Origin of the sequence: Rhodococcus sp. WWJCD1 (assembly GCF_002258735.1) — a bacterium.
In the GTDB taxonomy this organism is placed as follows: domain Bacteria; phylum Actinomycetota; class Actinomycetes; order Mycobacteriales; family Mycobacteriaceae; genus Rhodococcoides.
On record NZ_NOXY01000033.1, the window covers coordinates 87,753 to 112,530 of the forward strand.

22 protein-coding genes are annotated in these 24,778 nt (G+C 63.0%); 11 read left to right on the forward strand and 11 right to left on the reverse strand.

The window, feature by feature from the left end; all coding sequences use genetic code 11:
• Window positions 1-174 precede the first annotated feature (174 nt).
• Genes CH286_RS26595 through CH286_RS26605 form a run of 3 tightly spaced genes read left to right on the forward strand, consistent with a single transcriptional unit; the run spans window position 175 to window position 3,251 of the window.
• A complete protein-coding gene (locus tag CH286_RS26595) occupies window positions 175-1,935 on the forward strand; it encodes a hypothetical protein (RefSeq protein WP_094610888.1) in 1,761 nt (586 codons plus the stop codon).
• A 37-nt stretch (window positions 1,936-1,972) separates the two neighbouring features.
• Window positions 1,973-2,737, forward strand: coding sequence for an SDR family NAD(P)-dependent oxidoreductase (locus tag CH286_RS26600; protein ID WP_094610889.1), 765 nt, complete (start codon window positions 1,973-1,975; stop codon window positions 2,735-2,737).
• Window positions 2,738-2,771: 34 nt separating this feature from the next.
• A complete protein-coding gene (locus CH286_RS26605) occupies window positions 2,772-3,251 on the forward strand; it encodes a hypothetical protein (RefSeq protein ID WP_141215903.1) in 480 nt (159 codons plus the stop codon).
• Between the two features lie 13 nt (window positions 3,252-3,264).
• On the opposite strand, the gene CH286_RS26610 is transcribed toward CH286_RS26605, so the two are convergent.
• Window positions 3,265-3,939 (reverse strand): TetR/AcrR family transcriptional regulator, encoded by a 675-nt coding sequence (locus CH286_RS26610; RefSeq protein ID WP_094610891.1) that lies wholly within the window; start codon window positions 3,937-3,939, stop codon window positions 3,265-3,267.
• A 144-nt stretch (window positions 3,940-4,083) separates the two neighbouring features.
• Between CH286_RS26610 and CH286_RS26615 the strand changes: the two genes are divergently transcribed.
• Genes CH286_RS26615 through CH286_RS26635 form a run of 5 tightly spaced genes read left to right on the forward strand, consistent with a single transcriptional unit; the run spans window position 4,084 to window position 10,788 of the window.
• The gene (locus CH286_RS26615) at window positions 4,084-5,004 is read left to right on the forward strand and encodes an alpha/beta fold hydrolase (protein ID WP_094610973.1); all 921 of its coding nucleotides are present in this window, start codon (window positions 4,084-4,086) and stop codon (window positions 5,002-5,004) included.
• Window positions 5,005-5,006: 2 nt separating this feature from the next.
• Window positions 5,007-5,885, forward strand: coding sequence for a metal-dependent hydrolase (locus tag CH286_RS26620; protein ID WP_094610892.1), 879 nt, complete (start codon window positions 5,007-5,009; stop codon window positions 5,883-5,885).
• Entirely contained in the window at window positions 5,882-6,988 is a 1,107-nt protein-coding gene (locus CH286_RS26625) for a PDR/VanB family oxidoreductase (RefSeq protein ID WP_094610974.1), read from the forward strand. The genes CH286_RS26620 and CH286_RS26625 overlap by 4 nt, the downstream gene beginning before the upstream one ends.
• Before the next feature lie 42 nt (window positions 6,989-7,030).
• Window positions 7,031-8,812 (forward strand): N-acyl-D-amino-acid deacylase family protein, encoded by a 1,782-nt coding sequence (locus CH286_RS26630; RefSeq protein WP_094610893.1) that lies wholly within the window; start codon window positions 7,031-7,033, stop codon window positions 8,810-8,812.
• Complete coding sequence (locus CH286_RS26635) at window positions 8,809-10,788, forward strand: SDR family oxidoreductase (RefSeq protein ID WP_094610894.1); 1,980 nt, start codon at window positions 8,809-8,811, stop codon at window positions 10,786-10,788. The genes CH286_RS26630 and CH286_RS26635 overlap by 4 nt, the downstream gene beginning before the upstream one ends.
• Window positions 10,789-10,875: 87 nt before the next feature.
• Here the strand turns inward: CH286_RS26635 and CH286_RS26640 are convergent, their stop codons facing one another.
• On the reverse strand, window positions 10,876-12,225 hold the full coding sequence (locus tag CH286_RS26640) for a lipase family protein (protein WP_094610895.1): 1,350 nt from the start codon (window positions 12,223-12,225) through the stop codon (window positions 10,876-10,878).
• Between the two features lie 154 nt (window positions 12,226-12,379).
• Window positions 12,380-12,679 (reverse strand): hypothetical protein, encoded by a 300-nt coding sequence (locus CH286_RS26645; protein ID WP_141215904.1) that lies wholly within the window; start codon window positions 12,677-12,679, stop codon window positions 12,380-12,382.
• A 185-nt stretch (window positions 12,680-12,864) separates the two neighbouring features.
• On the opposite strand from CH286_RS26645, the gene CH286_RS26650 reads away from it, so the two are divergent.
• Genes CH286_RS26650 through CH286_RS26660 form a run of 3 tightly spaced genes read left to right on the forward strand, consistent with a single transcriptional unit; the run spans window position 12,865 to window position 15,988 of the window.
• Window positions 12,865-14,496: a flavin-containing monooxygenase gene (locus tag CH286_RS26650; RefSeq protein ID WP_255182776.1), complete on the forward strand. Its 1,632-nt coding sequence runs from the start codon at window positions 12,865-12,867 to the stop codon at window positions 14,494-14,496.
• Window positions 14,493-15,314: an alpha/beta fold hydrolase gene (locus CH286_RS26655; protein ID WP_441347143.1), complete on the forward strand. Its 822-nt coding sequence runs from the start codon at window positions 14,493-14,495 to the stop codon at window positions 15,312-15,314. The genes CH286_RS26650 and CH286_RS26655 overlap by 4 nt, the downstream gene beginning before the upstream one ends.
• A complete protein-coding gene (locus CH286_RS26660; RefSeq protein ID WP_094610897.1) occupies window positions 15,311-15,988 on the forward strand; it encodes a TetR/AcrR family transcriptional regulator in 678 nt (225 codons plus the stop codon). Before CH286_RS26655 ends, CH286_RS26660 begins: the two co-directional genes overlap by 4 nt.
• A 52-nt stretch (window positions 15,989-16,040) precedes the next feature.
• Here CH286_RS26660 and CH286_RS26665 read toward each other — a convergent pair whose 3' ends face one another.
• From CH286_RS26665 to CH286_RS26700, 8 genes are all read right to left on the reverse strand, one after another.
• On the reverse strand, window positions 16,041-17,390 hold the full coding sequence (locus CH286_RS26665) for an ABC1 kinase family protein (RefSeq protein WP_441347145.1): 1,350 nt from the start codon (window positions 17,388-17,390) through the stop codon (window positions 16,041-16,043).
• A gap of 61 nt (window positions 17,391-17,451) precedes the next feature.
• Window positions 17,452-18,048: a hypothetical protein gene (locus tag CH286_RS26670; protein ID WP_094610898.1), complete on the reverse strand. Its 597-nt coding sequence runs from the start codon at window positions 18,046-18,048 to the stop codon at window positions 17,452-17,454.
• Between the two features lie 44 nt (window positions 18,049-18,092).
• Entirely contained in the window at window positions 18,093-19,193 is a 1,101-nt protein-coding gene (locus CH286_RS26675) for an MCE family protein (RefSeq protein WP_176458361.1), read from the reverse strand.
• 53 nt (window positions 19,194-19,246) lie between these two features.
• Window positions 19,247-20,371: an MCE family protein gene (locus tag CH286_RS26680; RefSeq protein WP_141215905.1), complete on the reverse strand. Its 1,125-nt coding sequence runs from the start codon at window positions 20,369-20,371 to the stop codon at window positions 19,247-19,249.
• A gap of 11 nt (window positions 20,372-20,382) precedes the next feature.
• Window positions 20,383-21,483, reverse strand: a complete 1,101-nt coding sequence (locus CH286_RS26685; protein ID WP_176458362.1) for an MCE family protein — start codon at window positions 21,481-21,483, stop codon at window positions 20,383-20,385.
• Window positions 21,480-22,490: an MCE family protein gene (locus CH286_RS26690; RefSeq protein ID WP_094610902.1), complete on the reverse strand. Its 1,011-nt coding sequence runs from the start codon at window positions 22,488-22,490 to the stop codon at window positions 21,480-21,482. Before CH286_RS26690 ends, CH286_RS26685 begins: the two co-directional genes overlap by 4 nt.
• Window positions 22,487-23,512, reverse strand: a complete 1,026-nt coding sequence (locus CH286_RS26695) for an MCE family protein (protein ID WP_094610903.1) — start codon at window positions 23,510-23,512, stop codon at window positions 22,487-22,489. The genes CH286_RS26690 and CH286_RS26695 overlap by 4 nt, the downstream gene beginning before the upstream one ends.
• A complete protein-coding gene (locus CH286_RS26700) occupies window positions 23,509-24,756 on the reverse strand; it encodes an MCE family protein (protein WP_176458363.1) in 1,248 nt (415 codons plus the stop codon). The genes CH286_RS26695 and CH286_RS26700 overlap by 4 nt, the downstream gene beginning before the upstream one ends.
• Window positions 24,757-24,778 lie beyond the last annotated feature (22 nt).

Here is a 24,778-nt window from a genome sequence, read left to right on the forward strand (position 1 = left end):
GTCGAAGTGCACAACTGAGTAGGTCGTACGGCGGGCGGTTTACCCATGGACCACGCGGATCGCGCCATGTTGCACTGATCACATCGGGGCGTCAGGCCACCAGCAGTCGGTCGCTGGTCACCGCAGACGTGAACGCGCATCGCGTACCCGACGACCAACGATCACAGGGGAACGATGTCTCACTTCACACGCGCCGCCACGATTTCCGTGGTGACGGCCGCTCTCGCGCTGGCTAGCGCCCCGTTCGCGCAGGCCGATCCTGCCCCGGTCACGACGGCATCCGATCGGCAGGAAACGTTCGTTCGCTCGAGCGGCGGAATCGAGGTGTCGTACGTGTCTCTGGCACTTCCGCTTTCGGCACCGGGCGTTGCCTATCCCGCCGCGTGCGACCGCGTCGGCTACTGGCGATACCGTCCCGCGGACGGGGCCGAGAAGTCCTCGGACGCCGACGCCGTCGTGGTCCAGCAACAAGGACTCGGTGCAGGAGCCGTGCACTCCGAACCGGTGGCCCGCAACACAGTGCTGTCCGCCCTGGATCAGGGCAAGCACATCGAGTTCTGGGCGCTTGCCCGTCGCGCTGCCTGTCTCGACGAAACCGTCGGGTTCGACGAGGCATTGCGCACCGGAAATTACCTCGACGCCGTCGACTACTACTTCGGGGACAAAGCGATCGCCGGCAACACGTTCCCCGGTATCCGTACTGGCGAGAATCTGCGTGTGCTCGATGCCATGGGACTGCCGCGGGTGGTCCGCGACCAGTACGAGGTGATGCTGCACGAGCTACCCGATCAGAAGGTTCGGCAGAGCAAAGCGATCTGTACCGGAATCTCGCTCGGCGGACTCATGACCGGGCTGTTCTCCGACTGGGACTTCGACGGTAATCCCGCCACGACGGCTGACGCCGGGTACAACCAGTGCCAATCGTTTGCCGCGCAGGACTCGATGATCAGCTCCGATCCCGCAGCGCTGCAGAACACCCCGGTGCTCGCCGGACTGACGAACCTCGTCACCGGTAGTGCCGCAGCCGTTCTCGATTCCGGTCTGAGCAACGGCGTCATACCGCGCACATTCGGCGAAGCCCCGGTGCTCGGCACCAAGACCTTCCTGTTGCTCAGACTGGCAGGCCTGGCCGCGCACTTGGATCCGGACGGCGAAAGCCAACTTCTGCAACATATTCCGCAGGACGCCGGCTTGGAACTGTCGTTGAACTTCCTCTTCGCGCGTTCCGCGGCGGAGTTCGCATCCGATATCGTCGGCCGCGCCGGAATTCGTGACTACCGATTCACCAACGAAGCCATGCTGGGCATGCTTCTCGACAACAACTCCGTCAACTTCTCGTTGTTCCAGATGAGCCTGGGTGCCCTCGGCGGTGGCCCGGTGGAGGAGAAGACCTTCCCGATTCCCGGGTCGGCCACGCAAGTCCCGATACTGGGCTCCTTCCTCGAACTGGCCGCGGGAAAGCAAGCCCGTGTCGCCCCGACCGACCCGAATGCGCTCTACGCCTGGCGCGACTACCGCGACGTTCGGGATGTGCCCTACACCTCGCCCGACCACGAGGTCACCGACATCACGAAGCTGGCCGAGGTGCTCTCGACCGGTAGCCCGAACGGTTACTGGGAGACGTACTTTCCGCTGGAGCTCCTCAAAGACCTGGGCGCCGCCTACGGTGGTTCGCGAATGGGCGAGTTGTCTCACCTGGCCACCGCCGGAATGAGCCGCACCAAGCCCAATCTGGTCGTATTCGCCGGTGACAGCCCGGTGCGCAAGTCCGCAGGCACGTTCTTTCCTGCCCCATCGCTCGCGGTCGAGCGGCTGCTGCCCGGTTACACGCATGCCGACACCATCGGGGCAGCAGAAATCCAGAACGACGGTAAGCGCGACTACAGCGGGCACTACCTTGCCGAATTCATCTCCCGTCAAATCGACGGCAACTGAACATAGTTGCGCCACAACAACGAAGAGAGAAGCCGGCATGGACATGTCAGGAACGACAGCGGTAGTGACAGGTGCGGCATCCGGCTTGGGTGCTGCGGTGGCGCGCAGGCTCGTCCAGCACGGTGCGCATGTACTCGGCCTCGATGTACCGCATTCGATCGACCGAGCGGGTAACGGAGTTCCGGCCGGTGTGCAGTTGGTTGCCGCCGATGTCACGAGCGAGACGGAGGTCGTGACGGCGCTCGATCTCGTCGATGCGATTCATCCGATCAGAATTGCGGTCAACTGCGCGGGTGTCGGGTGGGCGGGGCGAATCGTGTCCAAGCACGGGCCGCACGACCTGGAAATCTTCCGCACCGTGATGACCGTCAACCTCCTCGGCACGTTCAACGTCATGCGATTGGCCGCCGACAGAATGCGAGTGCTCGGTCCGGTCGACGCGAGCGGCCAACGCGGGTTGATAGTCAATACCGCTTCGGTGGCGGCCTTCGAAGGCCAAGTGGGGCAGGCGGCATACGCTGCGTCCAAGGGCGGAATTCACGCGATGACCATCACCGCGGCACGAGATCTGGCGCAGTACGGGATTCGGGTCAACACCATTGCCCCGGGCACCGTCGACACTCCGATGGTGGCGGCGATGGACGCGGGATATCGGGCTGCGTTGGCCTCCAGCGTGCCGTTCCCCGCGCGTCTGGGGCGGCCGGACGAGTTTGCGCAATTGGTGCAGATGTTGGTCGAGCACGACTACATCAACGGTGAGACCACCCGAATGGACGGTGCAGTGCGGATGGCTCCCAGATAGCGGGCCCGGTCCGGTGGGTGGAGGGGACCAGAGTATGACGAGCAAGTCGATCGCCACGCGGCGGCCCCTGGTGCCCGACCTGTTGACGTTGCACCGGAATCGAGTGCGGTGCCTCGACGGATTTTATGACGTCGAGCGTTGGGGCGAGGGCGGCGAAGCGCGAACACACATGCAGCACTGGTTGTTTCGCGCTGCAATCGATACCGGTGCAGTTGCCTGGGACGTCCGGAAATGGGGTCGACCCGAGTTCGTGGCCGTGTTCTCGCACCCGAATCAGCATGAGCTCGAGTTCTCGATCGTGTACGACATTCGGTCGGTGCCCCCGGTTCTGGCCGGCGATGCCACCTCCTATCCAGTGCATGTTCGGTCGTTGTCGCCCGAAGCGATCGCCGCTCTGCCATCGACACTGATTCCCAACCCGCCGAGCGAGCTGGCGTGGCTGAGGTATCTTGTGTCCCGATTCAACGACTTGCACCGTCGTACAACGGCATTGGTAGAGGGGTGGCCCCGATGAAGACCTGGCTGGGTTATTTCTTCAGCTCCGCCAGGATCATGAATGCAGGCTGGTCCGGGTCTATCTCGACGCCGTTTCGCCTCAAGAATGCCTGGAGGAGCCCGCCGATCAAGTCGGTGAGCTGATCGACGAACTGATCTACGTCGGTGGCACCGGAATCCTCCTCGAGCCACAGATCGGTGGTGGCCACGATAGCCCCCACTGCGGCACGACTGGTGAATTCGACGCCCTGGTCGTCGAGCCCGATCGATGTCAACACAGATGTGGCCACGGCGGCGAATCGGCGTGCAACGTCCCTGCCGATATCGAAGGTTCCTGATGAACTATCCTCCGACCACGAGCGTGATTGGGCCAATGCGCGGAACACGTTGGGGTGTTGAGCTACGACGTTCGAGTAGCCACGCAGCGCGTGGCGCAATGCCGACGACGGAGCGTCCAGAAGAAAGTTGAAATCCGCAACGGCGAGTTGATACACCTCGTCGGCCATGCGTTCGCCGAGTGCGGAGAGCAGGTCGGACTTGTCCGAAAACTGTCGGTACAAGCGCGGTTTCGTCGATCCGGCCTCACGAGCAATGGCATTCATGCTCGGATTCGGACCGTCGGTATCGATGACTCGGATTGCAGCATCGACGAATTCCTCGCGGGCACGGGTCTGCCGGGAGGTCGGAGATCTTCGAGAGTCGGGCACAGCGGTCAGTCTAGGACGCCCTCTCGAGCTCGACGTGGTCCGACAGGGCTTGACATACCGCGTCGGACTGCGCCATGGTTTAGCCGTAACCGCCGGTAACGAAAAGCGTACCGAGGGTTCATTTCAGTGAGGAGCGTCGTGTCGATGCCAGTCTCCTACGGCCGGTCGTTTCAACCGCAGCACAGGACGGTGGAGATAGCCGGCGCACAACTTTCGGTATTCGAGCAGGGAAATCTGCATGGTCCGACGGTGATTCTGGTACACGGCTGGCCGGACACCCACCATCTGTGGGACGGCGTCGTGCCGCATCTGGTGGATTCGTTCAGGGTGGTCACCTACGATACCCGCGGTCATGGACGGTCCACCTCGCAAGGAACTGTCGCCGAGATGCGGATCGAGCAATTGGCGGACGACTTTCTCGCTGTCGTCGACAGCGTTCGAGCCGATCGACCCATTCATGTTCTCGCGCACGATTGGGGATCGGTGCAGGTGTGGGACGCTGTATGCAGGCCAGGGGCCCATCGGACCATCGCATCGTTCACGTCGATCTCGGGACCGAGCCTCCATCACATGGGTCGGTGGATGCAGTCACGGCTCGCCGCGCGGACCCCGATTGCGCTGTGGCAGTGGTTCACTCAAGTTGTCTCGGGCATGTACACGCTCTTCTTCATGTCGGGGATTCTGTCGAGGACCTTTTTTCGGGTCTTCGGGACGCGGTATCTGTGGTCGTTGTTCCTGCGCATCGTCGAACGGGTCGACCGCCGAGACATTCACCTCGCAGAGAGTTTCACCGACGACATGGTCTCGGGCCTACGGATATACCGGGCCAACATCTTTCGCACCGTTCTGTTTCCGAGCAACCGATTCACGTCGGTGCCGACCCAGTTGCTCATACCCACTCGCGACCCGGCGATTCGCCCGGCTTCGTTCTCGGACATCGAACAATGGGCTGCTGAGGTCGACATCCATCGAGTGAAGTCCGGGCACTGGCTCCCTCTCAAAGACCCCAGGCTGGTCGCCTCGTACGCATCAGCATTCATCGACAAGCACACAGCAAAGGATTAGCCGTGGACCCCCTCGATCCAGGTGTCGTTTCGCTCACCGCACGCAACGTCGAGTTCGATTGGACGGACACACCTCTGCACTGGATTCCCGACGAGCCCGTGGCCTCGCACACGATCAGCGCCCTGAACTTGTTGCTCCCGGAAGGTGAGCGGTGGTTCTGCGCCACATACGCCGAAGCCCTCCCGTTGATAGCGGACGACAGGCTACGAGAAGACGTTCGTGGTTTCATCGGACAGGAAACGATGCACGCCGAGACCCACAATGTGGTGCTGTACGACTTTCTGGACACCCATGGCATAGATCCTCGGCCGTTCGCTGCGCAGGCAGAGTTCTTGATGCGACGTGTCCTCGGGCCGCGCCCCAGCCGCTCACCGAAAGGTCAACGCCAGCAACTGGTCGAACGCATCGCGTTGATAGGTGCCATCGAACACATGACGGCCTTTCTGGGTGACTACGCACTGAATTCGCAGTGGGACAACCTGGGCGGCGACCCCACCATGATCGATCTCTATCGATGGCACGGTGCCGAGGAGGTCGAGCACCGGAATGTCGCCCACGATGTCGCCCAATACTTCGGTGTCGGCTATTTCCGACGCAACATTGCCATGATCATTGCGTTCGTCGGGTTCTTGGTGCTCATGCTCCGCGGCACGAAGTACATCGTTCGACAGGACCCAGCCTTGAAGAACAGGGGATACCTTCGCATTTTCGTTGCCTGGATGGGTGCGATGAGGCGTGACGCATTGCCATCGCTTGCGCATCTGACCTGGGGAGTCGCGCGATATCTCAAACCTTCCTACTCGCCGGAACACGAGGGCAGCACCGCGCAGGCGGTGGCGTACCTGGCATGGTCTCCGGCCGCGCGAGCAGCTGCGCGATGACAAGCGCACTTCCGGTGCCCACGGCTGTGCCGCCGGATCTGTACGGACGCCGCCGTCGGGATCTGTTTCTCGGTGTCATCTCCACCCTGATGAACGCGCACATGGCCGCAGTGGGTCGGCTCCGCAGGACTATGCCTGCCGGGCAACCGGTGGACAGATCTCTCGCGGTCGTCGTCAGCGCTCGTAGCGTCGAGGCCCGCGACGACAACGTCGTCGCTCTGACCTTCACCCGACCGTCCGGAGGTGTTCTCCCGCCCTGGCGACCCGGCGCACATATCGATCTCACGCTCCCCTCGGGGCTCCGGCGTCAGTACTCGCTGTGCGGAGATCCGGCCGACGCGGACCTATACCGGATCGCTGTGCGGCGAATCCCCGACGGCGGGGGCGGGTCGGTAGAAGTGCACGACGCTCTGGACGTGGGGACCGAGATCGTGATTTCGGAACCGCGCAACGCGTTCGCTTTTGCTGTGCCGGGCTACGGATCGCCGGCCCGGCATCTACATTTCGTCGCCGGTGGTATCGGGATAACCCCCATCCTGCCGATGCTGCGCCTCGCCGACAGCCTTGGCATCAGCTGGTCGATGGTGTACACCGGCCGCAGCACCGACTCGTTGCCGTTCGTGCCGGACGTGCTCGCATTCGGTGACAAGGTGACTGTCCGCACCGATGACGTCGAGGGCATACCGACGTCCGCCGAACTGCTCACCGGCATCCGCCCGTTCGCAGCCATCTATGCCTGCGGACCCACGCCGATGATCGGTACATTGCGGACCGGTGCCGACGCCCTCGCCGATTGCGAGTTTCATTTCGAAAGATTCTCTGCACCAACGATTGTGGACGGAAGAGCGTTCACGGTCGAACTCACCCGATCCGGTCGAGTCGTCGACGTGCCTGCCGACGTCTCTGCACTCGACGCAATCGTTGCGGTGCAACCCGACGCCACGTATTCCTGCAGGCAGGGATTCTGCCGCACCTGCATCGTCGGAGTGCTGAGCGGCACACCGGATCATCGCGACGGCGCTCTGACCGATGCCGAGCGAACGACACAGATGCTGATCTGTGTATCGCGCTCGCAGGGTGAACGACTCGTGCTCGACCTCTGACTCTTGTCAGGACCACATCCCGAACCAGAAGGAGCACCATCGATGCACGACTTCGATCTCGTCGTAGAGAACGGGCTGTGGTTCGACGGCACCGGAGCCGAAGGGCGGATGCGCAACCTCGGCATTCGCAACGGACTGGTCGCCGAGATTTCCGCCGACCCATTGCCGGTGGGTGGCACCACCGAGATTCTCGATGCCCGGGGAAAGTGGGTGATGCCCGGATTCGTCGACATACACACGCATTACGACGCGGAAGTCCTCGTCAACCCACTGTTGCCCGAGTCGATTCGGCACGGGGTGACGACCGTTGTGATCGGCAATTGCTCGCTCTCGACCGTGTTTTCCACCCCGGAGGAATGTGCGGACCTGTTCAGCCGAGTCGAGGCGATCCCTCGTCAGTCGATGCTCGACATTCTCGACGACGGCCGGAGCTGGACGAGTCCGTCCACCTATGTATCGGTACTGGAATCGCTACCGCTCGGTCCGAACGTTGCGGCGTTCATCGGTCATTCCGATATCCGCACCACGGTCTTGGGAATGTCCAAGGCCACCTCGAACAGCTATCGCCCCTCGTCGATCGAACTCGATGCAATGGGGGAGATGCTGACGCAGAGCCTCGATGCCGGGTTCCTGGGCCTGTCGTCGATGACCAACAAGCTCGACAAGATCGACGGCAAGGAATTCCGGTCCAGGTCGCTGCCCTCGACGTACTCGCGGTGGCGTGAGATGCGTTTCCTCAATCGCATTCTGCGTGATCGTGGACGCATCCTGCAGAGCGCGCCGACCATCAATCTTCATCCCAACATTGCCGCGTTCTTCGCCGAGAGCTCCGGTTTCGGTGGTCGGCCGAGATTGAAGACGTCGTTGCTCTCGGCAGCGGATTCCAAGGCGTATCCACCGATCGTCTACTTCATGCTTGCCGTGGCTCCGCTACTGAACAAGTTCGCCAAGACCGACTTTCGCTGGCAGCACCTGCCGGTTCCGTTCACGGTGTACGCCGACGGTATCGACCTCGTCGTGTTCGAGGAGTTCGGTGCCGGTGCCGCCGCATTGCATCTGCAGGACGAAGTGGAACGAAGCGAACTGCTGCGCAACGAGAACTATCGACGATGGTTCCGCAAGAACTACGACGACAAGCTCAGTCCCCGTATCTGGCATCGAAATTTCCACGACGCGGTGATCGTGGCAAGCCCCGATGCCTCCTTGATCGGCAAGACATTCGGCCGAATCGCCGATGAACGGGGAATCCACCCCGTCGATGCCTACCTCGATCTGGTTGTGCTGTACGGAAAGTCGCTGCGTTGGAGGACGACGATAGCCAACGACCGGCCGAAGTATGCGGACAGGCTGGCCCGAAGTTCCGGAGTTCACATGGGTTTCGGCGATGCCGGAGCGCATCTGCGCAACATGGCGTTCTACAACTATCCGATTCGATTGCTGAAGCGAGTGCACGACACCGGCTTCATGAAGATCGAGCACGCCGTGCACCGACTGACCGGTGAACTGGCCCAGTGGTTCGGGATCGATGCCGGTCATCTACGGCTCGGTGACCGTGCCGATCTGGTGATAGTCGACCCGTCGGGGCTGAACGCGAGTGTCGACGGCGTGTACGAGGCACCGATCGAACAATTCGGTGGAATCTCTCGCATGGTCAACCGCAACGACGAAGCGGTCGACGCAACCGTCGTGGCCGGAGAAGTCGTGTTCCGCCGCGGAAGATTCACTGCGGGCAAGGACGGCGTCGGAACCGGCCGATTCCTCAGGGCCGGTGCGCATTCCAGAAACATCGACTCGACCGAACAATTGATCAGGAGTGCACTGTGAGCGTCAACTTCTTCGTTACCGGCGGAACCGGATTTCTCGGAAAGCGAGTGGTCCAGGAGATACTCGATCGTGATCCGTCGGCCTCGGTCTACGTGCTGGTGCGTACGGGATCGCTGCATCGCGTCGCCTCCCACCACCGAGTGCTGCCGGTCATCGGGGACCTCACCGAACCGGGTCTCGGTATCGACGACGGCATGCTGCCGGCCCGCCTCGATCACGTCGTACACCTCGGTGCCGTCTACGACCTGACCGCGGGTGACGATCAGGCAGTGACGAACGTGCAGGGAACACGTGAGGTGGCGCTTCTTGCTCTGCGCACCGGCGCCGTCATGCACCACGTGTCGTCCATCGCAGTCGCGGGCGACTTTCGGGGACGATTCACAGAGCACGACTTCGATCTGGGTCAGGGCTTTCCGACTGCGTACCACCGCACCAAGTTCGAGGCGGAGAAGCTCGTACGCGACATGGACGGGTTGGACTGGAAGGTCTACCGCCCAGCGGCGGTGATAGGGGACTCGCGAACCGGCGAGATGGACAAGATAGATGGTCCGTACTACTTGTTCGGCGCACTGAAGTTGCTCGCTGCGCTCCCTGCCGGCCTCCCGGTGGCAGTCCCCGCTATCGGCGCGACCAACCTCGTTCCGGTCGACGTGGTTACCCGTGCACTGGTCCATCTGATGCTGACCGACACCGGCACGGAGCGAGTGTTCCATCTCGTCAACCCCACACCCCAGCCCGTCCGTGAGGTGTATCAGGCGTTGGCGGCCGCCGCGGGGGCTCCGCATCCGGTCGCGTCGCTCCCGGGGTCTTTGGGACGAGTCGCGTTGCGAAAGCCACGTCAACGACAACTGCGACTGTTGCGGGCGGCCGCGCTCCGCCGCTTGGACATACCGAGCGTCGTACTCGAGCACTTTGCCATCCCCACCGAATTCTCCTCCGCGATAACATCGTTGGCACTGAGGGGGAGTGATGTCACGTACCCGCCGCTCGCCGACTACGCCACCGCACTGTGGACATATTGGTACAACCACCTCGACCCCACTCGCGTCCGTCGCCCGTCTGACCGGGGTCCGTTGGCGGCTCGCCACATCGTCATCACCGGGGCGTCGTCGGGCATCGGTCGCGCAACCGCGATCAGGGTGGCCGACATGGGTGCCCTGGCAATCCTGTTGGCCAGGAACGAAGAACAGCTGTTGGCGACGGTGAACGAGATCCGCGGTAACGGTGGACGTGCGTTCGGTTACGTGTGCGACGTGACGGACTCGGACGCCGTGGATTCCACCATCACTCGTATTCTCGCCGAGCACGATCACGTCGACATGCTGGTCAACAATGCCGGTCGATCCATCCGTCGTTCGCTCGTCCGGTCGACGGATCGGTTTCACGACTTCGAGCGGACCATGGCGGTGAACTATTTCGGTGCCGTCAGGATGACCATGGGACTACTTCCCCAGATGCGATCGCGAAGGTTCGGACACGTGGTCAACATTTCGAGTGCTGCGGTGCAGAATCACGTGCCCAGATTTGCCGCCTACGTAGCGAGCAAGTCGGCACTCGACGGATTCAGCGAGGTGGCAGCAGCAGAGCTGTTGCACGACGGAATCACGTTCACCACAATCCACCTTCCGCTGGTCGATACGCCGATGATCTCCCCGTCCGACGGCTATCACGCCGGACCGATAACGAGTCCCGAGACCGCGGCCGCCATGGTGACCCGTGCTCTGATCAAGCGGCCCCGAAGAATCGACGTGCCCCTCGGCACGATCGGCGAATGGGGACATACGTTCACACCGCGCTTGAAGCTACGAATCGCGAGCGCCATGCATCAGGCCATGGGTGACTCGCCCGCCGCCAGAGGCACGGCATCAGTAGAGATCGAACAGGTCGAGATCACATCCGCGTCTGTTCGGCGTGATAAGCACGTGCACAAGCCGCTTCGTCGTCTCGCGTCCATGGTTCCCGGTGCGCAGTGGTAGCCCTGACTCGCGGATTCCGACTTCCGTGAAAGCAATGCCCATCCCGCTGCGGGCGGGATGGGCATTGCGCACTATCGCGTCGATGCGTCAGCGAAGCGAATGCTCTTGCGGTGCAAGCGAGTTACCCGGATCGATTCGGCCGCAGTTGCTCGGAGCGGGCCGATCTGCGAATCGATCCGTCAACCATGCCAACGCACCTGGAAGCCACAGAGCCGCGCCGACGGTGTGGCTGATGGTGTTGTACTCGTCGTACTGAATGGACAGACCTGCGTCGCAGTACTTGTTCATCAGAGTGCGGACGTCACCGGCCACCATGACACCGTCACCGGGTCCGGTCCCCATCGGCCCGGGCAGGGTGCCCTCGAGAATGCCGTTCGATGCCTGCGCTACGAACATCGGGATCGTGGGAATCGAAGCTTGTCCCATGTTGATCTTGTTGACCACGTCGACGAACTCGGGGACCGAGTTGGGGTCGGCGTACTCCGGTACGACCACGTCCGACCACCTCAGGCCGGGATACTGAAACAGGACGTTCAGGATCGAGGCGTCGTCCACGTGCGCGAACAGATCGCGTCCGCGGTCGTTGTAGTAGGGAGTGAAGTCGATGTCGTAGGCACGGCCGAGACCGATGATGGCCATTCCTGCGACGCCTGCCCACCCGATACTTCCTTCGATGTAGCGCAGGTTCTTGGCCGGATCGACCAGCAGTCCGCCCTGGGCTGCACCGATCAGGTTGTCGTTGATGTCGGGCGCGTAGCTGGGGGCGAGGATCGCTGCCCAGTTCGTCGCGATCGCACCGCCCGAATACCCGATCAGTCCGATCTCTGCGTTCTGGCCGATACCCGTTTCCGCCACTCGTTGGGTTGCCCGCAACGAGTCGAGAGTCATCTGCCCGTATTCGGGACCAGCTGCGAAATTCGCTGTGGGCCCTTGGGTATCGGCAACGACAACGGTGTACCCGAGCAGGAGGAGTGGTGCGAGAACGGCCGCCTCTGCCGAGGCGACCACACCACCGACCGCAACGTTGCGGCCGCTCGGCGTCAGTTCGAGCAGCGGTGTGTCACCGGCGATGGCTCGCGAGGGGCTGTCGTCGGGATTGAGGGAGTCGTAGGCGGATTGGTAGGCAACCACCTTGTCGGGCCGCGCATTCGGTGGCCGCAGAACCGAGGTGACGTTGGCGGCTGGACGGCCCTGCGAGTCCGTCGAGCGGTACAGAATCTGGATCGCCTGCAGGGGCGTCGGCACGTTCACGACGTGATACGGGACGGTCCGAGTCGCCAGCACGGCTCCGGGCTCCAGGTCCGCGAGCGCAGCCGCACCGGAGTACTCGAAGAACGAATCCTGAACGGGCGCAGCTGTTGCCGCCGGTGCCGCGACAGCTCCTATCGCCCCGACACAGGCAATCGCCAAGAGTCTCCGCAGTGTTGAACCAACCATTCGATCTCCCCCGACTCGCACGCCTCCGATTGTGAGGCGCATCACCTGTTGTTACCGCTGGGTAAGGTAGCACAGGAATTTTGTTGCGTTGCCTAGATTTTGCGGTGTTCGCCGCCCTCGAGGTGCGTCGATTATAGGGTCTGGCGTCCGCGGCTCAATGGCCGTTCGGTGCACCTGGTGCAGCCTGCCCATCGTGTCGGCGAATGGCGCGGGTGGGCCGATGTTTCCCGAGGGGGTCGCTCGACGAGAGTCTCGGTGCCACGATCGTCGAATCGGCTGCGGTCTCCGGAATGTCGGTGTTGTGGGGCTCTCTCGCGGCTCTCCCGAAGAGTCGACGCAGCTCGGCAGCCTCATCCTCGAGGCTGCTGCGGGAGATGGCAGTCCCCATGCGCACGGCGAGTACGGTCGACGCGACCAACCACAGAAGAAAAGCGATGTAAACGATGAGCCACATCGTGCACCTGCCCTCGCCAATGCGAATCTGCACATGAACCACTGTGTGATGGTTCATAGAATGATGGCACGGTATCAGGTTATCGAAGTGTGTGCAGCATGTGGCGTCGCGAGGGGCTACTCCATCGAAGACGCGGGACCGCGCGGTCCTACCATTGACATAGCCATTCGCCAATGGCACATTAAATGATGATAGTCGCGGTGTCGCTGCTCCTCGGCGAGAAGGCGATGGTGTTCGGCGAGACAGTGAGGGTTGGCGTGACGAAAAGACCAGGTCGATGGCCCGAGTTCGACGGTTTCGGAGACGACTTCAAGGACGTTCTCATCATCGGTGCCGGCATATCGGGAATCGGAGCCGCGTTTCGCCTGCAGCAGATGGCCCCGGGCCTGAGCTACTCGATCCTCGAAGGCCGGGAGCGAGCAGGCGGTACCTGGGATCTGTTCCGATACCCCGGAATTCGTTCGGACAGTGACATCTTCACGTTCTCGTTCCCGCACACGCCGTGGCAGGGGGACACCCTGCTCGCTCATGGCGAAGACATCCGCAACTACATCGTCGACACCGCCTACGCCAACGGCATCGACGAGCACACGCATTTCTCGACCATGGTCACGGCCGCGAACTGGGACTCCTCGACGGACCTGTGGACGGTCGACGCCCTGACCAACGGTGTTCCCACCACCTATCGCAGTCGATTCGTGTTCCTGTGCACCGGCTACTTCGACTACTCGGGTGGGTACACCCCCGATCTTCCCGGGCTCGAGGATTTCACCGGTCAGGTGGTGCACCCCCAGCAGTGGCCGGAAGGTCTCGACCACACCGGCAAGAAGGTCGTCGTGATCGGGAGCGGTGCAACCGCAATCACATTGGTGCCCTCGCTGGCGGCAGACGCCGCGTCGGTGACGATGCTGCAGCGTTCACCCACCTACATTGCGTCACTGCCGATGACCGATCCGTTCACCACGCTCACTCAGCGTGTACTGCCGGACTCCCTGGCACACAGTGCACTGCGGTGGCGCAATGCACTGCTGATGGTCGGCTCGTATCAGCTGTGTCGACGCGCGCCGAAGACGGCCCGCAGGGTGTTCCGTGCGATGACGAAGGCGCAGCTGCCGCGTGGATACGACGTCGACAAACACTTCAAACCGACCTATGCCCCATGGGACCAGCGACTGTGCGTCGTACCCGACGGCGATCTCTTCAAGGCCATTCGCTCCGGTCGAGCGACCGTGGTGACCGACAAGATCGCAGAGATCACCCCCGACGGGATCAGGTTGGAATCGGGTGACGAGATCCCAGCCGACATCATCGTCACTGCAACGGGGTTGAAGCTGCAGGCGTTCGGAGGTATCGAGCTCTCACTGGATGGTGAGCGGCTCGAGGCGAACGACAAGTTCGTCTACAAGGGCCACATGCTCGAAGACGTACCCAACGTTGCATGGTCCATCGGGTACACCAACGCATCGTGGACGCTCAAGGCCGACATGACAGCGCAGGCCGTGGCAAAACTTCTGGTGTACATGCGATCTCACGGCTACACCCACGCCGTCCCGGACCGGCAGGGTAAGGCCGTCGACTCCCGTCCGGTTGTCGACCTCGCCTCCGGTTACGTCACGCGGTCCCTGAACGAACTACCCAAATCGGGGACCGAGCGTCCGTGGTCGGTGCGCCAGAACTATATTCTGGACAGAATCGACGCACGTTTCGACGATCTGACGGAATCGATGACGTTCGGCCGAGCGGCGGACGCAGGTGTTGTGGGATCCGATGTCACGAACGTGCGCAGTATCCGGCCGAGAAAGGTTGGTATGCAGTGACTTCCGACATCGATGGACTGACCCTTGCGCACACGATCCGGGGTGAGGGCCCGACGTTGGTACTCATCCACGGCATCGTGCACCGGCAACATGCATGGGACAGTGTTGTGGAGACACTGGCCCGGCACCGGCGAGTGGTGACGGTGGATCTGCCCGGCCACGGTGATTCGCCGGAGCTCCCCACCGAAGAGTTCGACCTCGGGCCGTGGATCGTCGCCGAACTGGAGCGGTTCCTCGAGTACGTGGCGGTGGATGGTGAGAAGCCGCACGTGGCCGGGAATTCGCTGGGTGGTTACTTCGCACTCGAACTCGCCGCCCGCGGGTCGGTCGCCTCGGCCACCGCACTCTCGCCGGCCGGCTTCTTCCGCGGCCACTGGGATCAGACGCGGGCGCTGCTGGTGTTTCGTCTGCTGCGGGCCCTGTCGCGAGTCATCAGTCCGATCGCGCCCACAATCATGCGTTCGATCGTCGGACGCACGATCGCCAACGGCGTCTTCTACGCCAAACCGTGGCGAGTTCCCGCGGAGACGGCCACGATCGACGCACTCAGCATCACCGACAACCGGGCGATCGACGCAGCCGGAAACGCAGTGCCGCGCTTCAGTGTTCCGGTCGACGAGGGTGTTCCCGTCACGGTCGCATGGGGCCGTCGCGACTGGGTTCTGCCGGTGTATCAGGCACCCCTGGTTCGTCGAACATTCCCGCAGGCGGAGGTCACGACGTATCCAGGGCTCGGGCACGTGCCGATGTCGGACGATCCGGAACTGGTGGCGTCGATTCTGCTGAGGGGATCACGAGCAGTATCGCAGTCGGCATGAACGTGGCGGTCAAGGTCGACGGGCGAAGCGACCGGTGGCGCGATCACCGGATCACCCGGCGGCGTGAATTACTCGACTGCACCCTCGATGCGATTCGTCGACATGGCTACAACATCGGGATGGACGACATCGCCGCTGCGAACAGCGTGTCGAAGACTGTTCTGTACAAGCACTTCGCCGACAAGAAGGGTCTGGCCGACGCCGCAATGGCGCGATACGTCGAGACCGCGCTGGTGCCTCGGATACGGGACGCGATCTCCGAGGACCTCGACGAATATCACCTCACCCGCGCAGTGATCGCTGCCTACGTCACGACGGTCGCCACCGATCCCGATATCTACATCTACGTCCACGCCAACAATGCCGTCGGCGGCAATCAGGACGTCGTCACCGTGGCGGAGGAACTGATCGCAGACTTGCTGGGGACCGTCATCGCCGACAGATTTCGAGAGCGCGAATTCTCGACGGCCGGTTCGATACCCATCGCTTTCGCCATGATCGGTGCGGTCCGGTTGGCGTCACACTGGTGGATCTTCGATCGAACAATGACGGCCGACGAGCTCGTCGACTACCTCACCATGATGGTCTGGGGCGGAATCGCGGGAATAGCGCGCGCTGCGGGATCGGCCGCGACCTTCACGTCGGCACCTCACTCGTTGACGTCGGAGGGCTGAGCGTCCTCCCCATAAGTCACGAGTCGCACTCGGGTTGGTCCATCACGGACGCCTAGTCGGGAAGCGCAATGTGTTGGGAGAGCGCGGCGGCGGCCACCTCGTTCGGCAGTATGTTTCGGAAGAGGAAGAGGTCTCGGCCCAGAATCCAGTCGGGAGCCAGTGTGGCCGAATATCTTTCGAAGTAGCCCAGTTGCTTGCCGAACAGGACCAGTTCTTCCGGCGTCGCGACGCCCCAGCGCCTGCCGGTCTCGACGAGCGACGCGACCAGCCTGCTCAGATCCAGTCGGCCGGCCCCTCGGCCGAGAACCGGCTCGAACAGCTTCCGCAACTGGAGACCGATCAGTTTGTCGCCCAATGTGGTTCCCTCGGTGATGCCCAGCATGCGGATGCGTCGGGCGGCCTCGGTGTAATCACCGTCGAACAGAGATGCACGGAACATTTCGCGCAACACGTCGCGCCACTCTTCGGGCAATTCACCGACGATCCCGAAGTCGAGGAACCCGACCCGTCCGTCGTCCAGCTCCCACAGATTGCCCGCGTGCACATCTCCGTGGAACGGACCGTGCAGCACAACGGCTTCCAGCCAGACCTTCACGCCCCGACGAAGCTGTAGCTCCGAGTCGACCGTGGCCAGATCGTCCGACATGATGCGGCCGACCGGAGTGCCGCGAACTCGCTCCATGCAGATCACCCGAGGTCCGCAATGGCTCCAGAAGATCTCCGGAACCATCACGTGAGAATTGTCCCCGAACACGTACAGATTGTCGCGAAAACGCTCCTGGCGCAGCGCTTCTGCTGCGCTGTTGAGTTCCTGGGCCGTCAGGTCGTTGAGATCGCGGACGACAGCCGTCGCATTCGCTATACGGAAGAACTCGAAGAATCTCTCCAGCAACGCGGCTCCGGTGTAGGCGACCCGAAGATCGACCCGCATGCGTCGTCGAATCTCCGGCCGTTGCACCTTCACCACCGCCTCGCGGCCGTCGGGTAGCACGCAGGCGTGTACCTGCGCCACGGATGCAGCCGAGAGAGGCACGTCGTCGAACGATCGAAACAGCTCCGCAACGCTGCCACCCAGGTCGCGCTCGACCGCGCGGCGAGCCTTGTGCGCCGGGACGGGTGGGACACCGTCGAGCAGTCGTAGACATGCGTCGGCCAGAACCGGAGGAAACACGCCGGGCGACGACGCCATGAACTGGCCCAGTTTGACGAACGTCGGCCCCAGCGCCTCGAACCCCTTCACCACACCCTCGGCGAGAGCCACCGTGAAGCGACGGCGTTTGGCGAGCCAGGACACCGGCCATCGAATGACGGCAATGGCAGCGGCCGCAACGAGGACCACGGTGATCCAGGCGGCGCGGCCCAACTCCTCGAGTCCGAAACGAGTGAGGTCCGGGTATTCGATGTCGAGGGCTTCGGGAGGCGGGCCGTCCGAGTACGGACCAGGGGAGAACGCGTCGCTCGGATTACTGCGCGGAGCTGGGATTGGCGACGTCACTGGTCAACCACCTACCGTCTTCCTGCTTTTCGAGCGTCATGACCACTGCATTCACCGCCTGACGCGGTTCGGTGACCGTGGCGTTCGAGGCCGTCTGATCGATGATCACCAACACTTCCACCCGCTCGACGGCCGTGGACTTCGCAGCGATGTCGAGGACCTGCGCCGTCGATGTGGCACCGGCCTCCACCAGAGTCGCCTGCAAATCGCTGCTGGTCTCGGTAAACGTATCAGCCAATGACCCAGTGGCACCAGATAATACGTCGTCGACGTAGGTGTCGAACGTATCTGCACTGTAGGTGAACAAGGTGATCGCGAAGGCCCGAGCGGTATCGACGGCCTCGGCGCGGGAGGTGTCGAGCGAGCGTCGGTGTTCGAGCTGGTACGCGAACACGCCTGCGACGGCCATCGCCGCGATCAACGCCACCGCGAGAGCCGATATCACCGCTGACGGTCGTCGACGTGGGCGCTTGGGAGTCGCAGGCGAGTCGCCGGTCTCGGGCAACTCGGCGGGCGTGTCCACCTCGTCGTCGGTTGTCGGTTCGTCGGTCTTCAGGTCGGTCATGTGAGCTCCTTCGTTGCGAAGACTGGGATGAGTCGGGAGACCGGTCAGCCGCCCGACGTCCGCTCCTGCCCGGTAACGCCGGCAGGAGGTCCTCCGGTGTTGTCACCGGGCGGACGAGGAACGTTCTGCGCGCCCCGAACCTGTATCTCCGGGTCGGTGCTGTTGCAGTACATGTACTTCAGCGGCGGAGCCATCGCAGCGATGGACGGCGAGACCGTCGGATTGAGGTAGTCGCAGGTGGGTCTCGGATAGGGGTCGGCGACGACGTTGAGCTGGTTGTCGTGGCTGGCGAGACCGAACACGCCTGCGCCCGCCGACATCGCCGGGAACAACGCCTCGATCGCAGGTGTGTGCAGGCGCGCAGCCCTGGCGATGCGGGCCAGGTTCTTCAGCAGATCCCCGCCGGCATCGCGGTTCTCGCCGATGACCGCCCTGGCGGAATCGAGCCGGGCAGGTGTGTCGTCGAGCAGAGCGCGGATCTCGGCGTCGGACGCTGTCAACTGATCGGCCAACGCTGTGCCGCCGATCGAGAGGCGAGTCAGATCGGGCTCGATGTCGCCGACGGTTCTCATCAGTGTCCGGCCGGTACGAATCAGCGTGATCGTCTCGGGTAGAACGGAATCCAGACCGGCCAGTATTGCGCCGCCGCCGTCGATGATCGCCTGCAGCTGCGCGGGGCCACCTGCCGTCGCAGCATCGAGCTCGTCGATGATCGACGACAGCTGTGCCGGATCGATCTGGCTCACCAGATCGGTGACGCTCACCAACATCGTCGCGAACGGCACCGGAGTGGTTGTCCGGTCCTGGTCGACCACGGCACCGTCTTCCAGATATGGACCGTTGTCGGAATCGGGACGGAAGTCGATGTACTGCTCGCCCGCAGCGGACAACGCCGCCACCACGACGGTGCCGTCGGACGGAACGAGGTGACCGGCCGAGATGTCCAACTGGGCCTCGACCCCGTCAGCGGTGATGTCGACAGCGACGACACGCCCGATTCGCTGACCACGCACCGAGACGTCTCCGTTGGCCTGCAACCCGCCGGATGCGTCGAGTCGCACGGTGACGCGATAGTCGTTCGCGAACGGGTCGATGCGCAACGCTCCGATGGTCAGGTATGCCGCCCCCACGAGAAGGACGAGCACGAGCGCTGTGTTCGAGACGAACACACGATGTCGATTCACCCAGCGTCGCAGGATCATCGGCCGGCCTCGCCGCTGTTCGGCGTACCGGTGGGAGTGGGCAGCTCGACGGTCGGGGCCGGCGTGAGCCCCTGTCCGGTCACGCGACCGTACACACGATTCAACGTGTCGGTGAGGCTACCGACGAAGTCCTCGCCATCCTTGGCTCCCAGCCAGTGGCTGGCCGGATCGTTCAGCGCCGCGAGGCTCAGCCACGAGAGCCGAACGTAGATCGCGACGGAATTACCCTTGGTGTTCGAGGTCAGCTTCGGTGCGAGCTGCTCGAGTTGCTTCATGGCCACGTCGAGGTCGTCGCCGATCGCCGCAACGGACGAGAACGTCTGCTCGGCACCGACCAGCAGCTCGCGCAACGCCGGACCTGTTTCATCGGTGAAGGTTCCGAGTTTGTCGGCGGCACCTCCGGCCGCAGCGATGACATCGGTGATGCCCTTGCTGTTGTCGGCCAGAGTGCGGGTGAGTTCGGGTAACTGCTGCGCGATCGCATCGATCGCCTCGGTTCTGGCACCCAGGATCGAACTGAGCTCCTGCGTCCGGTCCAACATCGAATCGATCCGATCGCTGCGTTCGTTCAGCTCGGTCACCGTGGCCGTCAACTCGGTGAGAATGTTCGACGCATCGGCGCTGCGACCGGCCATCGCGGTGTCCAGTTCAGCGATGATGGTCTGCAGTCTGCTCACACCGCCGCCGTTGACGACGAGAGACGCCGAGGCAAGCAGTTCCTCGACACTGGCACCCGCGGAGGTGGAGGCGACATCGATGGTCGAATTCGGTTGCAAACGAGGGCTGTCGGAGCCCGCGCTGGGCGACGACAGAGAGACGAAGACGTCTCCGAGCGGCGTCGCCTGTCGCAGTTCTGCGTGCACGTCGACCGGAAGGTTCACGCCGGCGCGGATGGCCATCTGCACACGCGCGGTGTAGTTCTCGGCGTCGATCTCCTGCACCTGGCCGATGTCGACGCCGCCGAGTTTCACCTTCGCCTGCTGCGGAAGGTTCAGCGCATCGGCGAACACCGCGTCGATGCGGTACGAGTCGGCACCGACTCCTGGTGTCGGGAGCGGCAGATCCTCGAGTGTGGTGCTGCAGCCGACGAGAAGCATGGCCGAGACGGCGACAATGGGCATCGTCCAATACTTCACGGCTGACTCAGCCCCAGCAGCGCGGCCGAGATTCCGAAGTCCGGTCCGAAGTCGTAGACGCGACCGGTTCTGCAGCCCTCCGACTTCAGTTGGATCCGCTGGCAGAATTGGTTGACCAGTTCGGTGTCGAATACCGTTCTGTCGGTGAGGAAGTGCACCCGCAGGGCTTTCGAGACCGGGTCGGTGGCGTTCTCCAGATTGCGGAACAGGGTCGGTGCCGTATCGATCGTCTCGGACAGTTCACGACCGTGATCGGTCAGCCCCGAGACCGCAGTCTGCAAGTTGGCGAACAGCGCCGGGAAAGAGTCTCGATTCGTATCGATCAGTCCCGTCAGCTGACTGGTGAGCCGATTGACCTGTGCGACAGTGTCTCCGAGAGCGGCCGACTGATCTCCGGCTTCGCCGATCAACTGCGCCATATTTGTCGAGAAGTCACGAATCTGCGTATCATTCTCTGCGGCAACACGAGTCAGTTCGCTGACCGAGGTGATCAGGCGAGTCAACGAGTCCTCGTTGTCCACCCCGACCGCCAACGCCGCGGACAGATCATCGAGCGTGGACCGGATCTTGGCACCGTTGCCCGTCAAGCCATCGTTCGTCACCGCCAACAGGTCCGCTATCGGCCGATTGCTGTCGCTGCTGTCCGCGAGAGTGGTCGACAGTTCGGTCACCGCGGCAAGCACCCTGTCGATCTCGACCGGTACGTGAGTGCGGGCCAACGGCACGTGCGCGCCGTCTTCGAGTAGTGGCCCGGTTCCCGAGTACGGCGGGGTCAATTCGACGTGCCTATCGGTCACCACCGAGGTGGAGATCGCCGCCACGTCGAGATCGGCGGGCAGTGGCACCGACCCGTGGACCGTCATGCTGATGCGTACGTGTGAACCCTGCGCCTCGATGCTGTCGACCGTTCCTACCGACATGCCCAACACCGCAACCTCGTTTCCCTCGTAGAGTCCGGCAGCGCTGTCCAGATCGGCGGTGATGGTGATGGTCGAACCGGTGACGGACGACAGCGATCGGGGCACACCGCAGCCCGCGCTCGACAACAACACCGCCGCCACACATACGGCCGAAGCAACACGAATTCCGATTCTCATCTGCATCCCTGCACAACCTGGGCCGAGCACAACCAGTTGTCCGGCAGCAGCGACCACGGAGTGGCGATATCGGCGTAGGGACCGTTGCCGAAGGCGTTCGTCATCTGCCGGACCGTCACGGGCAGACCCTCGTAGACCCGGCGCAGCGTATCGTCGTTGTTGGCCAATCCCTGACTCAGCGCGGTCAATTGGCCGATCAATGGATCTATGGCAGCGCGATTCTCGGACAACGCGGTACCGAGCTCGGCGGTGAGGGCATCGGTAGCCGATATCAGATTTGCCACCGCACCTCGTTGCGCCACAATCGATCCCGCGAGTGCGGCACCTTGGCCCAGCAGCGATATCAGGGCCGCGCTGTTCTCGGACAATCGTGCCGTCACTTGGTCGGCGTTCTCGAGCAGCGCGGCTATCTGGTCGCGACGGTCGGCGATCACTCTGGACAGGGCCGAGATGCTGTCCAATGCCTGCCCGGTCAGTTCTGGAGTTCCCTCGAGTTGATCGGCGACCGTGGTCAGTGATTCGCGCACTGCCGCCGCGTCGATCTGTTCGATCACCGGTGTGCCGGTCTGGATCGCCTTCTGTAGATCGAAGGGAACTGTGCTGTGCGACAGATCGATCGGTCGCTCGCCCAACGGGGTGTCGCCATCGGGGGTCAGTGAGATGTAACGCGACCCCAAAATGGTGGACAGCTTGATTTCGGCTCTCGTGTCGGCCCCCAGGTCCACGTCGTCTTCCACCTCGAGTACGACCGTGACGTGGTCGCCCGTCAGCTCGAGAGAATCGACTTTCCCGGCCGATACCCCGGCGACGCGTACGTCGTCACCGACTCCGAGTCCGGCGGACTGGGCGAAGAGGACGTCGACGGTGCGGTTGCCGATACCTGCATGCTGGTAGCCGATCACCGCGACGAAGAGCAGAACGAGTACCACGCAGCCAGCGATGCCGCGCCAGAAGTCGCGGGGCATCGTCGGTACCAAGGCCCGGATGCGGGCCGGTAGTGATGTCATTCGAGGCAGACCTCCGACTGTGCGTTGCCGCCGACCTGGCTGAAAACACCGGGTGGAAAAAGTAGTCCGGCGAAGCTGACGTCCAGGTTGCAGACGTACATGTTGATGAAACTGCCGTTCTCGGTGATACGCGAGAACGAGGCGAGTACGGAGGGGAGTAGCCCGATCGAGGTGCGCAGCTGCGCACCGTCGCCGTTCACGAGTTCGGTGGTCGCACCGAGCTGGTCGATCGTGCCCGCGAGGGTGGGCCGCAATTCGTCCACCATCTCGGCGACAGGACCGGCGGTGTCTCCGATCGTGCGGACGGCGGTGGCCAGCGGCTGCGCCTGCGCGTTGAGATCGGTCATCAATCTCTGCGTGGACTCGATCAGGGCCGCGGTGTCGTCACCTCGATCGGCAACGTCTGCCAACACCTCACCCAGGTTGGTCACGATGAGACCGAGTATCTCGTCCTTGTCCGCGAATTCTGCTGCCAACGAGGTGCTTTGAACCACCAGAGAGCTGATCGAGACACCGTCTCCCTGCAGGGTGTGCACGATGGACTCGGACAACGAGTTGACCTGCTGGGGATCGAGCACGCTGAACAGCGGTTGAAAGCCGTTGAGTAGAGCCGAGACATCGAACGACGGCTCGGTGCGGTCGGTTCCGATGGTCGAACCGGGCTGGACCGACCCGGTGGATCGACCGGCGGTGTCGAGTGCCAGGTAACGCTGGCCGATCAAGTTCTGGTACTTGATCGAGACTGTGGTGTTCTCGTACACCGTCTGGCCGCGCTCGAGGACGAACTGCGCTCGTGCCATACGGCCGTCGAGCGATACGTCCTCCACTTTCCCCACCCGCACGCCGGCGATCCGGACGTCGTCGCCGCTCTGCAGTCCGGATGCATCCTCGAACAGAGCCGAATAGGTCTCGGTGTCTCCTGCGACCGAACGGCCGAGCGTGGTCCAGATCAACGTCGTCACCGCGATGGCCAACACCATGAAGATGCTGAACCCGATGAGTGGTCTGCGAATCGACTTCATGGTGCACCGACTTGGTCGGCGTTGTCGATCGCGATGGTCTGCCCGCGCAGCAATGGTCCGAGCAGGATGACCGAGGTGGCGTCGGCCGGTCTACCCATCACATCTCCGATTGCGGCCTTCTCCTCGTCGCTGCCGACGGATCCGATGTTGCCCGGCGAGTACGAGATTCCCTCCGCCGAAACACCCGTGCCGCCCGGCGTGTCGTCGCCCGAGGGTGGAGACGACGGCGCAGTGGTGCAACTGGCTCCTGCCATGTCGCCGTATCGGGGGCAGTCTTCCCTGGAGTACGGAGTGAAGGGAGTGGCGGTGATGTCGATCGACCAGATCAAGCGGCCGTTGGGGCCGGTGAACGCGCGGTTGAAGCCCTCCAGGGTCTTTCCGAACGCACGCACACCGGCAGGAAGGTCGTCTCCGTTGACGGCCAGAGCTCCCATCACCGGATTCAGGTCTCGAACCAGCCCGATCGCCCCGGACAGGTTCGGGGCCAGCGCCGCGTCGAGACTCGACGTTGCACCTGCCGCGCTGGCCAGGAATTGCGTCAGCTGATCACGCTTCTCCGCAATGGTTGCAGCGGGAATCAGCGAACTTTCCAACGTGTCCAACAACTGTGGTGCCGTTCTGCTCAGGCTGCCGATCGAGGTGTCGAGCAGATCGATATCGGACGTGAGATCCGGCATTTCGGCTCGGAGTGTGGTCAGGTACTCGCTGGCTGTCGAGATGGTCGAGCCGATCGATTCACCGCGGCCGTCCAGAGCGTCGGCGAGCGTGGACAGCACCGAACTCGACTTCTCGGGGTCGATCGCGGTCAGCACGTTGCGCAGACTCGTCATCGCGGTCTGCAGCTCCAGTGTTTCTCGTGAGGAGTCGCCCGCAATGGTTGCGCCCGCCTGGATACTGCTTGCGCCGCCGGTGTCCACCAACTCGATCGAGGAAACGGCGAAGATGTTGCTGGGCACCACCCGCGCGGTGACGGTGTTCGGGATCGTCTCGGCACGTGCGGGATTCAATCGAATCTCCACTGTGCTCGAGCCTGTCGGATCACTGTCCACCCCGGCAACCGCGCCGACCAGAACTCCGCGGAACTTGACGTCTGCGTTCTGCGGCAGACCGTCACCGAGTGAGGGCATCGACGCGACGACGTCGACGGTGTTTCGCCATATGCCCGTGTAGCGCGCCAGCAGAAGCCCGGCGATCACGCTGAACACCAGGAACACACACACGCCCCGAAAAACCAGCGTGGACATCGATGGTGCCCGTCCTCCCACG